At 62.0% G+C, this 15,782-nt stretch carries 15 protein-coding genes; all 15 read left to right on the plus strand.

Features of this window, described 5'->3' with window-relative positions; genetic code table 11:
* Window positions 1–15 precede the first annotated feature (15 nt).
* Entirely contained in the window at window positions 16–1,491 is a 1,476-nt protein-coding gene (locus tag KJY40_RS09030) for a sigma-54 dependent transcriptional regulator (RefSeq protein ID WP_003222863.1), read from the plus strand.
* Window positions 1,492–1,601: 110 nt separating this feature from the next.
* The gene (locus KJY40_RS09035) at window positions 1,602–2,813 is read left to right on the plus strand and encodes a sensor histidine kinase (RefSeq protein ID WP_407681990.1); all 1,212 of its coding nucleotides are present in this window, start codon (window positions 1,602–1,604) and stop codon (window positions 2,811–2,813) included.
* A gap of 5 nt (window positions 2,814–2,818) precedes the next feature.
* Complete coding sequence (locus KJY40_RS09040; RefSeq protein WP_230736287.1) at window positions 2,819–4,201, plus strand: sigma-54-dependent transcriptional regulator; 1,383 nt, start codon at window positions 2,819–2,821, stop codon at window positions 4,199–4,201.
* Window positions 4,202–4,329: 128 nt separating this feature from the next.
* Window positions 4,330–4,659, plus strand: a complete 330-nt coding sequence (gene fliE, locus KJY40_RS09045; protein WP_011333048.1) for a flagellar hook-basal body complex protein FliE — start codon at window positions 4,330–4,332, stop codon at window positions 4,657–4,659.
* Window positions 4,660–4,674: 15 nt separating this feature from the next.
* Window positions 4,675–6,462, plus strand: a complete 1,788-nt coding sequence (gene fliF, locus KJY40_RS09050; RefSeq protein ID WP_007958290.1) for a flagellar basal-body MS-ring/collar protein FliF — start codon at window positions 4,675–4,677, stop codon at window positions 6,460–6,462.
* Window positions 6,455–7,474: a flagellar motor switch protein FliG gene (gene fliG / locus KJY40_RS09055; RefSeq protein WP_007958288.1), complete on the plus strand. Its 1,020-nt coding sequence runs from the start codon at window positions 6,455–6,457 to the stop codon at window positions 7,472–7,474. The genes fliF and fliG overlap by 8 nt, the downstream gene beginning before the upstream one ends.
* Before the next feature lie 4 nt (window positions 7,475–7,478).
* On the plus strand, window positions 7,479–8,285 hold the full coding sequence (gene fliH, locus KJY40_RS09060) for a flagellar assembly protein FliH (protein ID WP_230736288.1): 807 nt from the start codon (window positions 7,479–7,481) through the stop codon (window positions 8,283–8,285).
* Entirely contained in the window at window positions 8,275–9,633 is a 1,359-nt protein-coding gene (gene fliI, locus KJY40_RS09065) for a flagellar protein export ATPase FliI (RefSeq protein ID WP_230736289.1), read from the plus strand. Before fliH ends, fliI begins: the two co-directional genes overlap by 11 nt.
* A gap of 6 nt (window positions 9,634–9,639) precedes the next feature.
* The gene (gene fliJ, locus KJY40_RS09070) at window positions 9,640–10,089 is read left to right on the plus strand and encodes a flagellar export protein FliJ (RefSeq protein WP_011333052.1); all 450 of its coding nucleotides are present in this window, start codon (window positions 9,640–9,642) and stop codon (window positions 10,087–10,089) included.
* 101 nt (window positions 10,090–10,190) lie between these two features.
* Window positions 10,191–10,490 (plus strand): STAS domain-containing protein, encoded by a 300-nt coding sequence (locus KJY40_RS09075; RefSeq protein ID WP_011333053.1) that lies wholly within the window; start codon window positions 10,191–10,193, stop codon window positions 10,488–10,490.
* A 5-nt stretch (window positions 10,491–10,495) separates the two neighbouring features.
* On the plus strand, window positions 10,496–12,199 hold the full coding sequence (locus tag KJY40_RS09080) for an ATP-binding SpoIIE family protein phosphatase (RefSeq protein WP_230736290.1): 1,704 nt from the start codon (window positions 10,496–10,498) through the stop codon (window positions 12,197–12,199).
* A gap of 30 nt (window positions 12,200–12,229) precedes the next feature.
* Window positions 12,230–12,577 carry an Hpt domain-containing protein gene (locus KJY40_RS09085; RefSeq protein ID WP_166222426.1) on the plus strand — a complete coding sequence of 116 codons (348 nt, stop codon included), beginning with the start codon at window positions 12,230–12,232 and terminating at the stop codon, window positions 12,575–12,577.
* 105 nt (window positions 12,578–12,682) lie between these two features.
* A complete protein-coding gene (locus tag KJY40_RS09090) occupies window positions 12,683–14,044 on the plus strand; it encodes a flagellar hook-length control protein FliK (RefSeq protein WP_230736291.1) in 1,362 nt (453 codons plus the stop codon).
* 224 nt (window positions 14,045–14,268) lie between these two features.
* Window positions 14,269–14,772, plus strand: coding sequence for a flagellar basal body-associated protein FliL (gene fliL / locus KJY40_RS09095; protein ID WP_230736292.1), 504 nt, complete (start codon window positions 14,269–14,271; stop codon window positions 14,770–14,772).
* A 9-nt stretch (window positions 14,773–14,781) separates the two neighbouring features.
* The gene (gene fliM, locus KJY40_RS09100) at window positions 14,782–15,750 is read left to right on the plus strand and encodes a flagellar motor switch protein FliM (RefSeq protein WP_003222890.1); all 969 of its coding nucleotides are present in this window, start codon (window positions 14,782–14,784) and stop codon (window positions 15,748–15,750) included.
* Window positions 15,751–15,782 lie beyond the last annotated feature (32 nt).

A 15,782-nucleotide genomic window follows, 5' to 3' on the forward strand; every position in this document is an offset into this window, starting at 1 on the left:
GGAAGTTGCTATTGCATGTGGCGTGAAACCAAAATTCTGCTGATCGATGACGATAGCGTCCGCCGCCGCGACCTGGCGGTGATTTTAAATTTTCTTGGCGAAGAAAATTTACCCTGCGGAAGCCATGACTGGCAGCAGGCAGTCGGCTCTTTGTCGTCTAGTCGTGAGGTCATTTGCGTACTGATCGGGACGGTCAATGCTCCTGGTGCGCTTTTGGGCCTGTTAAAGACACTCTCAACCTGGGATGAGTTCCTTCCGGTTTTGCTGATGGGCGATAATTCTTCGGTGGACCTGCCCGAAGACCAGCGCCGCCGGGTACTTTCGACCCTCGAAATGCCGCCGAGCTACAGCAAGCTGCTGGACTCCCTGCATCGTGCCCAGGTCTATCGCGAAATGTACGATCAGGCCCGCGAACGCGGCCGTCATCGCGAACCCAACCTCTTCCGCAGCCTCGTCGGCACCAGCCGCGCGATCCAGCACGTGCGACAGATGATGCAGCAAGTGGCCGACACCGACGCCAGCGTACTGATCCTCGGCGAGTCCGGGACCGGCAAGGAAGTGGTTGCGCGCAACCTGCATTACCATTCCAAGCGTCGCGACGCGCCATTCGTACCGGTCAACTGCGGGGCGATTCCGGCCGAGTTGCTGGAAAGCGAACTGTTCGGTCACGAGAAGGGCGCCTTCACCGGTGCGATCACCAGCCGTGCAGGCCGCTTCGAGCTGGCCAACGGCGGTACGCTGTTCCTCGACGAAATCGGCGACATGCCGCTGCCGATGCAGGTCAAGCTGCTGCGCGTGCTGCAGGAGCGCACCTTCGAGCGCGTGGGCAGCAACAAGACCCAGAGCGTCGACGTGCGCATCATCGCGGCGACCCACAAGAATCTCGAAAGCATGATCGAGATCGGCACCTTCCGCGAAGACCTCTACTATCGCCTGAACGTGTTCCCGATCGAGATGGCGCCGCTGCGTGAACGCGTCGAAGACATCCCGCTGCTGATGAACGAGCTGATCTCGCGCATGGAGCACGAGAAGCGCGGTTCGATCCGTTTCAACTCCGCCGCGATCATGTCCCTGTGCCGCCACGGCTGGCCGGGCAACGTCCGCGAGCTGGCCAACCTGGTGGAGCGCATGGCGATCATGCATCCGTACGGGGTGATCGGCGTGGTCGAGTTGCCGAAGAAATTCCGCTACGTCGACGACGAAGACGAGCAAATGGTCGACAGCCTGCGCAGCGATCTGGAAGAGCGCGTGGCGATCAACGGCCATACGCCGGACTTCACCGCCAACGCCATGCTGCCGCCGGAAGGTCTCGACCTGAAAGACTACCTCGGTGGTCTGGAGCAGGGGCTGATCCAGCAGGCGCTGGACGACGCCAACGGTATCGTGGCCCGCGCCGCCGAACGCCTGCGCATTCGCCGCACCACGCTGGTGGAGAAGATGCGCAAGTACGGCATGAGCCGTCGTGAAGGTGATGAACAGGCGGATGATTGACGCCTGTTTTTCAACTGCTTCATTTATAAGCGGTTTTTTTTAGGCACGGGTATTGCTACGTCCCTCGCAACGTTCCGTTTAACTGACGGTCAGCCAAGCGAGAGAGCACAATGCCCCAAGCCTCCCAGATGTCTTCTGTTCCCGAGTCCTCGGGGCAACTGCCGTCCGTAGAGCAGGCGAGCCGCCAAGGGCTTGAGCAGGCATTCGCCCTGTTCAATCAGATGTCCAGCCAGCTGACCGACTCCTACAGCATGCTCGAAGCCCGGGTCACCGAGCTCAAGGGCGAGCTGGCCGTGGTCAGCGCCCAGCGCATGCAGGAGCTGGCGGAAAAAGAACGCCTGGCCAACCGTCTGCAAAACCTCCTTGATCTGTTGCCCGGTGGTGTCATCGTCATCGACGGTCACGGCATCGTGTGCGAGGCTAATCCTGCCGCCATCGATTTGCTCGGTCTTCCACTGGAAGGCGAGCTGTGGCGCCATGTCATTGCCCGTTGCTTCGCGCCTCGTGAAGACGACGGCCACGAAATTTCCTTGAAGAACGGTCGACGCCTGTCGATTGCCACCCGCTCGCTGGATGCCGAGCCGGGGCAGTTGGTGCTGCTCAACGATCTGACTGAAACCCGTCACTTGCAGGATCAACTGGCGCGCCACGAGCGACTGTCGTCCCTGGGGCGTATGGTCGCTTCGCTGGCTCATCAAATTCGCACGCCGTTGTCCGCCGCGCTGCTGTACGCCAGTCATTTGACCGAGCAGGAATTGCCGGTCGCCACCCAGCAGCGTTTTGCCGGTCGCCTCAAGGAGCGCCTGCACGAGCTCGAGCATCAGGTGCGCGACATGCTGGTGTTCGCCCGCGGCGAGTTGCCGCTGACCGATCGCGTCACACCCAATGCCTTGATGCAGTCGTTGCAGGCGGCGGCGTTGACTCATGTGCAGGATCTGCCGATCCGCTGGCAGTGCGACAGCCATGCCGGCGAGCTGCTCTGCAATCGCGACACGCTGGTCGGGGCGCTGCTCAATCTGATTGAAAACGCCATTCAGGCGAGTGCCGGTGAGGTGCGTCTGAAGGTGCATTGCTATACCCGCGACAACACCCTGCGTTTGTGTGTCAGTGACAGCGGCAGTGGTATCGATGCGGCAGTGCTGGCGCGGCTGGGCGAGCCGTTTTTCACCACCAAAGTCACCGGCACCGGCCTGGGCCTGACCGTGGTCAAGGCTGTGGCGCGTGCGCATCAGGGAGAATTGCAGCTGCGTTCGCGGGTCGGGCGCGGTACGTGCGCGCAGGTCATCCTGCCGTTGTTTTCTGCTGTACAGGGAGCTGAGTGAAGGTCATGGGCATCAAGGTTCTGCTGGTCGAGGATGACCGCTCGTTGCGCGAAGCGCTGGCCGATACGCTGTTGCTGGCCGGTCACGACTATCATGCGGTGGGTTCGGCCGAAGAGGCGCTGAGCGCCGTCGAGCGCGAAGCGTTCAGTCTGGTGGTCAGCGACGTCAACATGCCGGGCATGGACGGTCATCAATTGCTCGGTCTGCTGCGCGCGCGGCAGCCGCAATTGCCGGTGTTGCTGATGACCGCCCATGGCGCCGTCGAGCGCGCGGTCGATGCCATGCGTCAGGGCGCGGCGGATTATCTGGTCAAGCCGTTCGAACCCAAGGCTCTGCTGGATCTGGTAGCGCGTCACGCCTTGGGCAGCCTCGGCGCCAGCGACGCCGAAGGGCCCGTCGCAGTCGAACCGGCCAGTGCTCAATTGCTGGATCTGGCAGCGCGAGTCGCGCGCAGCGACTCTACCGTGCTGATTTCCGGCGAGTCCGGTACCGGCAAGGAAGTGCTGGCGCGCTACATCCACCAGCAATCCCATCGCGCCAGTCAGCCGTTCATTGCGATCAACTGTGCGGCGATCCCGGACAACATGCTCGAAGCGACTCTGTTCGGTCACGAAAAGGGCTCGTTCACCGGCGCCATCGCGGCCCAGGCCGGCAAGTTCGAACAGGCGGACGGCGGCACCATTCTGCTCGACGAAATTTCCGAAATGCCTCTGGGCCTGCAAGCCAAGTTGCTGCGGGTATTGCAGGAGCGGGAAGTGGAGCGGGTCGGCGCACGCAAGCCGATCACCCTTGATATCCGCGTGGTCGCGACCACCAACCGGGATCTGGCCGGCGAAGTGGCGGCGGGGCGGTTCCGTGAAGACCTCTATTATCGTCTGTCGGTATTTCCCCTGGCCTGGCGTCCGTTGCGCGAGCGCACCGCCGATATCCTGCCGCTGGCCGAGCGTCTGTTGGCCAAACACGTCAATAAAATGAAGCATGCGATGGCGAAGTTCTCGCCCGAGGCGCAAGCGTGCCTGATCGGTTATCCGTGGCCGGGCAACGTGCGCGAGCTGGATAACGCGGTCCAGCGCGCGTTGATTCTGCAGCAGGGCGGGTTGATCCAGCCGCAGGATTTCTGTCTCTCCGGGCCTGCGCTGTTCGCTCCATTGCCGACGGTTGCGCCGGTCATTCGTGAAGTCGAGATCGAGGCGGATTCGGCCGGTGCGCTGGGCGATGACCTGCGTCGCCGCGAGTTCCAGATGATCATCGACACCCTGCGTACCGAGCGCGGCCGACGCAAGGAAGCCGCCGAAAAGCTCGGCATCAGCCCGCGCACCCTGCGGTACAAACTGGCGCAAATGCGCGATGCGGGCATGGATGTCGAAGGCTACCTGTTCGCCACCTGACGGGTGGCGCAAACGTTTGAAACGGCTTTTCTGAAAGCGGTGCCCATGAGCTGGCACCGTTGTTGCTAACACCTGAGTACCCGCCGAGTGAGTGTCAAAAAATTGCGGGCCGCCCAAGAGAGTAGACCATGAGCCAAGGTATTGAATTTAATCGGTTGATGATGGACATGAAGGCCATGCAAATGGACGCCATGTCGAAGCCGAAATCGACTTCCGCTGTCCCGGAAGTGGCAGGCAGCAACTTTTCCGACATGCTCGGTCAGGCCATCAACAAAGTGAACGATACCCAGCAGGCTTCGAGCCAATTGGCCAACGCGTTCGAAATCGGCAAGAGCGGCGTCGATCTGACGGACGTGATGATTGCCTCGCAAAAGGCCAGCGTGTCGTTCCAGGCTCTGACCCAGGTGCGCAACAAGCTGGTTCAGGCTTATCAAGACATCATGCAGATGCCGGTTTAAGGACGAGATTGAGTCATGGCAGAAGCAGTCGCCGATAACGTTCCGGCCAAGGCCACCCCGATAGACGGCAAACCGCCGTTGTTCGGCCTGTCCTTCCTGGAAAACCTCTCCGAGATGACCGTGCTGCGTCAGGTGGGCCTGTTGGTCGGCCTGGCCGCGAGCGTGGCGATTGGCTTTGCCGTGGTGCTGTGGTCGCAGCAACCGGACTACCGGCCTCTGTACGGCAGCCTTGCCGGCATGGACGCCAAACAGGTCATGGACACCCTGGCCTCCGCCGACATTCCCTACACCGTCGAACCGAATTCCGGCGCCTTGCTGGTCAAGGCCGATGACCTGTCCCGTGCGCGGCTCAAGCTCGCGGCCGCTGGTGTCACTCCCAGCGACGGCAACATCGGTTTTGAAATCCTCGACAAGGAACAGGGTCTGGGCACCAGCCAGTTCATGGAAGCGACCCGTTATCGTCGCGGCCTCGAAGGCGAACTGGCCCGCACCATCTCCAGCCTGAACAACGTCAAGGGCGCGCGCGTTCACCTGGCGATCCCGAAAAGTTCGGTGTTCGTGCGTGACGAACGCAAGCCAAGCGCTTCGGTACTGGTCGAGCTGTACTCCGGTCGTTCGCTGGAGCCAGGCCAGGTCGTTGCCATCATCAATCTGGTGGCAACCTCCGTTCCCGAGCTGAGCAAGTCGCAGATCACCGTCGTCGACCAGAAGGGCAACCTGCTGTCGGATCAGGCGGAAAATTCCGAAATGACCATGGCCGGCAAGCAGTTCGACTACAGCCGCCGCATGGAAAGCATGCTCACCCAGCGCGTGCACAACATTCTGCAACCGGTACTGGGCAACGATCGCTACAAGGCTGAAGTCTCGGCCGACGTCGATTTCAGTGCCGTCGAATCGACCGCCGAGCAGTTCAACCCGGATCAACCGGCCCTGCGCAGCGAACAGTCGGTCAACGAACAACGCACCGCCAGCAATGGCCCGCAAGGTGTGCCGGGTGCCCTGAGCAACCAGCCACCATCGCCGGCCTCGGCACCGCAGACCACCGGTGGCGCAGCCGCGCCGGCGAGCATGGTGCAGCCTGGTCAGCCGCTGGTTGACGCCAACGGTCAGCAGATCATGGACCCGGCCACCGGTCAGCCGATGCTCGCGCCGTACCCGGCGGACAAGCGTCAACAATCCACCAAGAACTTCGAGCTCGACCGTTCCATCAGCCACACCAAGCAGCAGCAGGGTCGCCTGAATCGCCTGTCGGTGTCGGTGGTGGTGGACGATCAGGTCAAGATCAACCCGGCCAACGGCGAAACGACTCGCGCGCCGTGGAGCGCCGACGAATTGGCGCGCTTCACTCGTCTGGTGCAGGACGCCGTCGGCTTCGACGCCAGCCGTGGCGACAGCGTCAGCGTGATCAACATGCCGTTCTCCGCCGAGCGCGGCGAAGTGATCGCCGACATTCCGTTCTACTCCCAGCCATGGTTCTGGGACATCGTCAAACAAGTGCTGGGTGTGTTGTTCATCCTGGTGCTGGTGTTCGGCGTGCTGCGTCCGGTGCTCAACAACATCACCGGTGGCGGCAAAAGCAAGGAGCTGGCCGGTCTGGGCGGCGACATGGAACTCGGTGGCATGGGCGGTCTGGATGGTGAACTGTCCAACGATCGCGTCAGCCTCGGCGGCCCGACCAGCATTCTGCTGCCGAGCCCGAGCGAGGGTTATGACGCTCAGTTGAACGCAATCAAGAGTCTGGTGGCAGAAGACCCGGGTCGTGTGGCCCAGGTCGTGAAAGAGTGGATTAACGCAGATGAGTGATAACCGAGCCGCCGTCGCCAAACTGTCCCGGGTCGATAAAGCCGCGATTCTGCTGCTGTCCCTGGGTTCGACCGATGCCGCACAAGTGCTGCGCCACATGGGCCCCAAAGAGGTCCAGCGTGTGGGTGTGGCCATGGCCCAGATGGGCAACGTCCACCGTGAGCAGGTCGAGCAGGTCATGAGCGAGTTCGTCGACATCGTCGGCGATCAGACCAGTCTGGGTGTCGGCTCCGACGACTACGTGCGCAAAATGCTCACCCAGGCCCTGGGTGAAGACAAGGCCAACGGCCTGATCGACCGCATTCTGCTGGGCGGCAACACCAGTGGCCTCGACAGCCTGAAATGGATGGAGCCGCGCGCCGTTGCCGACGTGATCCGTTACGAGCACCCGCAGATTCAGGCGATCGTGGTCGCGTACCTCGATCCGGATCAGGCCGGTGAAGTGCTGGGTAACTTCGACCACAAAGTGCGTCTGGACATCATCCTGCGCGTCTCGTCGTTGAACACCGTGCAGCCGGCCGCGCTGAAAGAATTGAACCAGATCCTCGAGAAGCAGTTCTCCGGCAACTCGAACGCCTCGCGCACCACCCTGGGTGGCATCAAGCGGGCGGCGGACATCATGAACTTCCTCGACAGCTCGATCGAAGGCCAGCTCATGGACTCGATCCGCGAAGTCGACGAAGACCTGTCCGGTCAGATCGAAGACCTCATGTTCGTGTTCAACAACCTGGCCGATGTCGACGACCGCGGGATCCAGGCGCTGTTGCGCGAAGTCTCTTCCGACGTGCTGGTACTGGCCCTCAAGGGGTCGGACGAAGGCGTCAAGGAGAAGATTTTCAAGAACATGTCCAAGCGTGCCGCCGAACTGCTGCGCGACGACCTCGAGGCCAAGGGCCCGGTGCGCGTCAGCGACGTGGAGACCGCGCAGAAGGAAATCCTCACCATCGCTCGCCGTATGGCCGAAGCCGGAGAAATCGTGCTCGGTGGCAAGGGCGGCGAGGAAATGATCTAAGCCCATGGACAAGCATGACGACGATGTGACGGACCTGATCCGTGCCCGGGACGTCCGCGGTTTCGAAACCTGGGCAATCCCGAGCTTCGATCCGCCGGCACCGGAACCCGAGCCGGAACCGGAGCCCGAACCGCCGGAAATGGAAGAAGTGCCGCTGGAGGAAGTCCAGCCACTGACTCTGGAAGAACTCGAAAGCATCCGTCAGGAGGCCTACAACGAGGGCTTCGCCATCGGCGAAAAGGAAGGCTTCCACAGCGCCACCCTCAAAGTGCGCCAGGAAGCCGAAGTGGTCCTGGCGGCCAAGGTCAACAACCTTGAGCAGCTGATGGGTCACCTCTTCGAGCCCATCGCCGAGCAAGACACACAAATCGAAAAGTCGCTGGTCGACCTCGTGCAGCACATCGCCCGTCAGGTGATCCAGCGCGAACTGGCCATCGACTCGACGCAGATCGAACACGTCATGCGCGACGCCCTCAAGCTGTTGCCGCTGGGCGTGGGCAATGTGCGGCTGTACGTCAATCCGCAGGATTTCGAACAGGTCAAAGCCCTGCGCGAACGCCATGAGGAAACCTGGCGCATCGTCGAGGACGAATCCCTGCTGCCGGGCGGTTGCCGGGTCGAGACCGACCACAGCCGGATCGACGCCAGCATTGAAACCCGCGTCAGCCAGGTCATGGCCAAGCTGTTCGACCAGTTGCACGAACAGGCCCTGCACCCGGCCGCGCCGGATCTGAGCCTGGACCTGCCGGAAACACCGAAGCCGGCACCGGTCCCGGAAGAGCCGCTCGCGGACGCCCCCGATGCGCCTTGAACGCACCAGTTTCGCCAAGCGCCTGAGCACCTACGCCGAGGCCACCGAAATCGCCGGTGCGCCGATTCTCGAAGGGCGCCTTCTGCGCATGGTCGGCCTGACGCTCGAAGCCGAAGGCCTGCGCGCCGCCATGGGCACCCGCTGCATGGTGATCAACGACGACACCTATCACCCCTCCCAGGTTGAAGCCGAAGTCATGGGCTTCTCCGGCAGCAAGGTGTTCCTGATGCCGGTCGGCAGCGTGGCCGGCATTGCCCCGGGCGCCCGCGTGGTGCCGCTGGCCGACACCGGTCGCTTGCCGATGGGCATGAGCATGCTCGGTCGCGTGCTGGACGGCGCCGGACGTGCGCTGGACGGCAAGGGCGGCATGAAGGCCGAAGACTGGGTGCCGATGGACGGCCCGACGATCAACCCGCTCAACCGTGACCCGATCAGCGTGCCGCTGGACGTCGGCATCCGTTGCATCAACGGTTTGTTGACGGTCGGTCGCGGCCAGCGTCTGGGTCTGTTCGCCGGTACTGGTGTCGGTAAATCGGTGTTGCTGGGCATGATGACCCGCTTCACGGAGGCCGACATCATCGTCGTCGGCCTGATCGGTGAGCGGGGTCGAGAAGTTAAAGAGTTCATCGAGCACATCCTCGGTGAAGAAGGCCTCAAGCGTTCCGTGGTGGTGGCGTCGCCGGCGGACGATGCGCCGCTGATGCGTCTGCGCGCGGCGATGTACTGCACGCGGATCGCCGAATATTTCCGCGACAAGGGCAAGAACGTCCTGTTGCTGATGGATTCGCTGACTCGTTTCGCCCAGGCCCAGCGGGAAATCGCCCTGGCCATCGGCGAGCCGCCGGCGACCAAAGGTTATCCGCCGTCGGTTTTCGCCAAACTGCCGAAACTGGTGGAACGCGCCGGTAACGCGGAGAAGGGCGGGGGTTCGATCACCGCGTTCTACACCGTATTGTCCGAAGGCGATGACCAGCAGGACCCGATCGCCGACTCCGCGCGGGGTGTGCTCGACGGGCACATCGTGTTGTCGCGGCGGCTGGCCGAGGAAGGGCATTATCCGGCCATCGATATCGAAGCCTCGATCAGCCGGGTGATGCCGGCGGTGGTCTCGCCGGAGCACATGCAGCGCGCGCAATACTTCAAGCAGCTGTGGTCGCGCTATCAGCAGAGCCGCGACCTGATCAGCGTCGGCGCCTATGTTGCCGGTGGCGACCGCGAAACCGATACGGCCATTTCCCTCCAGCCGCAGCTGGTCAGGTATCTGCGTCAGGGTCTCAACGACAGCATCAGTCTGGGTGAAAGCGAGGCGTACCTCGGCACGATCTTCGCCCCGGCGGCCGGCGGGTAACCGGTCATGGCCCTGAGCCGAGCCGCACGTCTGGCGCCGGTGGTGGACATGGCCGAGAAGGCCGAGAAAACCGCCGTGCAGCGCCTGGGTTACTTTCAGGGACAGGTGAAAGTGGCCGAGAGCAAGCTCGCCGACCTCAACGCGTTTCGCCTGGATTACTCGCAGCAGTGGATCGTGCGCGGCAGCACCGGCGTGACCGGTCAGTGGCTGTTGGGTTTCCAGGGCTTTCTCGCGCAACTCGACACCGCCGTCGATCAGCAGCGCCAGAGCCTGCAATGGCACCAGAACAACCTCGACAAGGCACGGGACGCCTGGCAACAGGCTTTTGCCCGGGTCGAAGGTCTGCGCAAACTTGTACAACGTTACCGTGACGAAGCGCAGCGTGCCGAGGACAAGCGCGAACAGAAGCTGCTGGACGAGTTGTCCCAGCGTTTGCCGCGCCACGAGGCGTTTTGACGGGCAGATCTCGCACAGATCCCGACGCCATCGCGCCTTGCTCATGGTCCCTCCAAGTGCTAAACCTTGTACACGTTCGTCAATGACAAGGAAGCCAGTACATGTCAGTCGTTACAGAAGTGTCTGCGGACAAGAAAAAACTGACGATTTCGGTCAAGGGGCGATTCGATTTCGCCAAGCATCAGGAATTTCGCCAATCCTACGAAAAAGAGCAGCCCGAATCGGTGATTGTCGACCTCAAGGAGGCGACCTATCTCGACAGTTCGGCGCTCGGCATGCTGCTTCTGCTGCGTGATCATGTCGGTGGCGACGATTCGGAAATTCGCGTGGTCAACAGCAGTTCCGATGTGAAGAAAATTCTCGCCATCTCCAACTTCGACAAACTGTTCGACATCAGTTGACGGCCATGCAGCCGCAAGAGCCGCTGACGATTCTGATCGCCGAAGACAGCGCCGCCGACCGGCTGCTGTTGTCGACCATCGTCCGTCGTCAGGGGCATGAAGTGCTCACGGCAACCAACGGTGCGGAAGCGGTCGAGGCATTTATCCGGCAAAAGCCGCATCTGGTGTTGATGGACGCCATGATGCCGGTGATGGACGGGTTCGAAGCCGCACGCCAGATCAAGAAGCTGGCGGGTGAGAACCTGGTACCGATCATCTTCCTCACGTCGCTGACCGAGAGCGAGGCTTTGGCTCGCTGCCTTGAGGCCGGCGGTGACGACTTTCTGGCGAAGCCTTACAACCAGGTGATCCTCGCCGCCAAAATCAAGGCGATGGATCGCTTGCGGCGGTTGCAGGCCACGGTTCTTCAGCAGCGCGACCTGATCGCCAAACACCACGACTATCTGCTCAACGAGCAACGGGTCGCCAAGGCCGTGTTCGACAAGGTTGCGCATTCCGGTTGCCTGAGCGCGCCGAACATCCGTTACCTGCAATCGCCTTACGCGCTGTTCAATGGCGACCTGCTGCTGGCCGCGTACACCCCGGCCGGCGACATGCATGTGTTGCTCGGTGATTTCACCGGTCACGGGTTGCCGGCGGCGGTCGGGGCGATGCCGCTGGCCGAGGTGTTTTATGGCATGACCGCCAAGGGTTACGGTCTGGCCGAGACCCTGCGGGAAATGAACGCCAAGCTCAAGCGCATCCTGCCGGTGGACATGTTCTGTTGCGCGACGCTGTTGTGCTTGAGTTTTCAGCGGCGGTCGGTGGAAGTCTGGAACGGCGGCATGCCCGACGGTTATCTGCATTGCCTCGCCACCGGGGAGCGCACGCCGCTGGCGGCACGCCACCTGCCGCTGGGGGTGCTCAGCCCGCAGACCTTCGATGACCGCACCGAGGTTCATTCGATGGCGGTAGGCGATCGGGTGTTTCTGCTCTCGGACGGGGTCATCGACACCTGCGATGCCAACGATCAGTTGTTCGGTGTCGAGCGCTTGCACAAGGTGTTCGCCGCCAATCGCCAGCCGGATCGGCTGTTCGAGGACATCGAGCAGGCGTTGCAGGATTTTCGCGGTGAGGCCCGGGACGATGTGAGCATGGTCGAGGTCAGCCTGCTGGAGATGGCGCAGGTCAATCCGTCGGCGCCGGTGTATTCCGACAGTGGCCAGTCCTGTCCGCTGGACTGGTCGGTGAGCTTCGAATTTCGCGGTGCCACGCTCAAACGCTTCAATCCGCTGCCTTACCTGTTGCAGTTGCTGCTTGAGGTGCATGGATTGCGGGCGCAGAGTGGCGCACTGTACAGCGTACTGGCCGAGCTTTATTCCAATGCGCTGGAGCATGGCGTGCTGGGCCTGGATTCAAGCCTCAAGCGCGATGCGTCGGGTTTCGCCCGTTATTATGAGCAGCGCAATGCGCGTCTCGAGGCCTTGCAGGACGGTTACGTGCGCGTGCATTTGCAGGTGCGGCCGGAAGGCGAGGGCGGGTGTCTGGTGGTGCGGGTCGAGGACAGCGGCCAGGGATTCGATGTCTCGCGTGTGATGGAGCGGCCGCTCGACGGTGTCCGTCTGTCGGGGCGCGGTGTCAGTCTGATCCGGCAATTGGCCCGAAATGCCAGCTGGTCAGACGATGGTCGCAGTGCTCGCGTGGAGTTTTTCTGGGAGGCTCTGGCATAATCCGCGCATTCTTGATCAAGGAGTGAACAAGTGGCTGATACACATGTGGACCACGAGGCGCTGAGCGCGCTGCGGGAAGTGATGGAAGACAGCTATCCGGAACTGCTGGATACCTTCCTCGCCGATTCCGAAAATCGCCTGCGGGAGTTGCAGCAGACTGCCGATGCCGACGCATTGTCTTCCGTTGCGCACAGCTTCAAGGGCAGCAGCAGCAACATGGGCGCGACCCGTCTTGCGGTGCTGTGCCAGGAGCTGGAACAGCATGCCAAAGACAAAAGCCCTTCTGAAATCATCAAACTGGTCGCCGACATCCATAACGAATTCGCCGACGTGCGGCCCGTTTATGTCGCCGAGCGACAGCGCTCGCTGACCCACTGATCCTGCCGCCGGGCGGTTTTGTCAGATTGCTGACGAAACTGGCCCGGCACTTGCAGTCATCTATCCCAACTGTACCTACGATCCCAGTGCAGCGGAGACCGTGCCATGCCTGCAAGCCCCAACATTCTTCTTCAGACCGCCGCCCAGGCCAAGGCCCAAGCTGCCTCGGCCAAATCATCGGCAGTGGCCGCAGAGCCCGGGGACAAGGCCTCCAGCTTCGCTCAGGTGTTCGCCGATCAAGGCTCGAACAAGCCTTCGGTGAGCGTCGACAATTCGGCTAAGCCTGCCCGTGACAAGGTTGCTGACAACAGCGGCAAGAAAGACGTCGGCAAGGATCAGTCTGCCGCCCCGGAGCCGGCGGTTGCCGATAGCGGCAAAGCCTTGCCCGCCGACAAACCGGCGACGGCAGCAGCGGACGACAAGACTGCTACCGATGACGAAACGGCTGAAACCGTGCCGACTCCGGTTGTCGACACGGCGCCAGTGGACCCGGCACTGGTGGCGGCGGTAGATCCCGTCGTTACCGCACCGGTGGTAGCCACCCCCGTCGTCGAGACCGCCGCGCAACCTGAAACCGACAAACCTGCCGTGGCGGCATTGCCGGGTATGGTCAAGGATCCGGCGCCGGCCACTGACCCGGCGTTCGACCCCGAGGCGGATCCACTGGATTCGCTGCCTGCCGTGCGCATGGCCATGGAGCAGAGTGGCCACATTTCCGCTTCCAGCCAGTCCCAGCCCAAGGCCACCCCGGCCCAGACTCAGGCTGACGGTGAATTGACCTCGGCGCAGAACTTCGCTGCCGGCATGGCCAGCATGCTCGATGTGCAGGCTGACAAGGACAGCACCAGTCAGGGCGGTGAAAAGGCGTTCAGCGGTCTGATCGATGACGGCCTGAAAGACTTGAAGACCGCTACCAGCGACACCCGCGTAGATGATTTCGCCAACCGTCTGGCGGCGCTGACCCAGGCTGCGACGCCGAAAACCGCCAACGCGGTGCCAGTGAATCAGCCGATTGCCATGCACCAGAACGGCTGGACCGAAGAAGTGGTCAACCGGGTCATGTACCTGTCGAGCAACAACCTGAAAGCGGCTGACATCCAGTTGCAGCCAGCGGAGCTGGGGCGTCTGGATATCCGGGTGAACATGGTCCCGGACCAGCAGACCCAGGTGACCTTCATGAGCGCGCATCCGAGCGTGCGTGAAGCCCTCGACGGTCAGATGCACCGCCTGCGCGACATGTTCAACCAGCAAGGCATGGGGCAGGTCGACGTCAACGTGTCCGACCAGAACCGTGGCTGGCAAGGTCAAGGCCAGGAACAGGCGCAGCAGGGGCAGGGCGGTCGCACCAGCGCTGCCGGCGGTCGCCTGGATTCGGCTGAAGAAGAGTTGACGCCGGCGGCGGTCGCTGAAGCGGCGGCCACCGCCACTCACGTGATCGGCTCCAGCGCCGTCGACTACTACGCCTGACACGCCGCTGTACTCCTGTGGGAGCGGGCTTGCTCGCGAAATCGGTAAGACAAACAACACATCTGTTGAATGTTGAACCGCATTCGCGAGCAAGTCGAATCGTCGCACCGCTGCTCCCACATTGGTTTGTGATGCTCTCCACGATGCTCCGACACTTCTGGCATAACACTTGCTCTTGCCTTGCCGTGCGACTGTGAAAACCCGATTAGTGACGGATTATTGGCATGGCGAAGAGCGAAGCTGCAGCAGTAAAAGACCCCGCAACCAAAGGCAAACTCAAGCTGATCATCGTGATCGTGCTGGGTCTGTTGCTGGCCATCGGCACGTCCGTGGGGGCGACCTGGTTCTTCATGCACAGTGCCCAGAGCAAGCCCGAGGCTGCTGCCGAAGCGGCTCCGGTCGGCAAGCAACCGGCGATTTTCGAGCCGATGGCGCCAGCCTTCGTGGCCAACTACAACCAGAACGGCCGTCAGCGCTACATGCAGGTGAGCATCACCATGCTGGCGCGCAATCAGGCGGATCTGGAAGCGCTCAAAGTGCACATGCCGGTAATCCGCAACAACCTGGTGATGCTCTTCTCCGGTCAGGATTTCGCCACGCTGGCGACGCCGGTCGGTCAAGAGATGTTGCGCCAGAAGGCCACAGCCAGCGTCCAGGAAGTGGCGCAGAAAGAGCTGGGCAAAGTGGTGATCGAACAGTTGCTTTTCACTAATTTCGTACTGCAGTAGGAACACGACATGGCCGTGCAGGATCTGCTGTCCCAGGATGAAATCGACGCGCTGTTGCATGGCGTCGACGATGGTCTGGTACAGACCGATAACGCTGCCGAACCCGGCAGTGTCAAAAGCTACGACCTGACCAGCCAGGATCGCATCGTCCGTGGACGCATGCCGACTCTGGAAATGATCAACGAGCGTTTTGCCCGCTACACCCGCATCAGCATGTTCAACATGCTGCGCCGCTCGGCGGACGTTGCCGTCGGTGGCGTACAGGTGATGAAGTTCGGCGAATACGTGCACTCGCTGTACGTGCCGACCAGCCTCAACCTGGTCAAGATCAAACCCCTGCGCGGCACCGCGCTGTTCATCCTCGACGCCAAACTGGTGTTCAAACTGGTGGACAACTTCTTCGGCGGCGACGGCCGTCACGCCAAGATCGAAGGGCGTGAATTCACCCCGACCGAACTGCGCGTGGTGCGCATGGTGCTGGAGCAGGCGTTCGTCGACTTGAAAGAAGCCTGGCAGGCGATCATGGAAGTCAACTTCGAGTACATCAACTCGGAAGTGAACCCGGCCATGGCCAACATCGTCGGCCCGAGCGAAGCGATCGTGGTCTCCACGTTCCACATCGAACTCGATGGCGGTGGCGGCGATCTGCACGTGACCATGCCGTACTCGATGATCGAGCCGGTGCGCGAAATGCTCGACGCCGGTTTCCAGTCGGACCTCGACGACCAGGACGAACGCTGGGTCAACGCCCTGCGCCAGGACGTGCTCGACGTCGACGTGCCGATCGGTGCCACCGTGGCTCGCCGCCAGTTGAAACTGCGCGACATCCTGCACATGCAGCCGGGTGACGTGATTCCGGTGGAGATGCCGGAAGACATGATCATGCGCGCCAACGGCGTGCCGGCCTTCAAGGTCAAGATGGGCTCACACAAAGGCAACCTCGCGTTGCAAGTGATCGAGCCGATCGAGCGCCGCTGAAGCGGCGCCCTCACTCCCTGATTTTTTTACCG

Source organism: Pseudomonas fitomaticsae (assembly GCF_021018765.1).
Taxonomy (GTDB): Bacteria; Pseudomonadota; Gammaproteobacteria; order Pseudomonadales; family Pseudomonadaceae; genus Aquipseudomonas; species Aquipseudomonas fitomaticsae.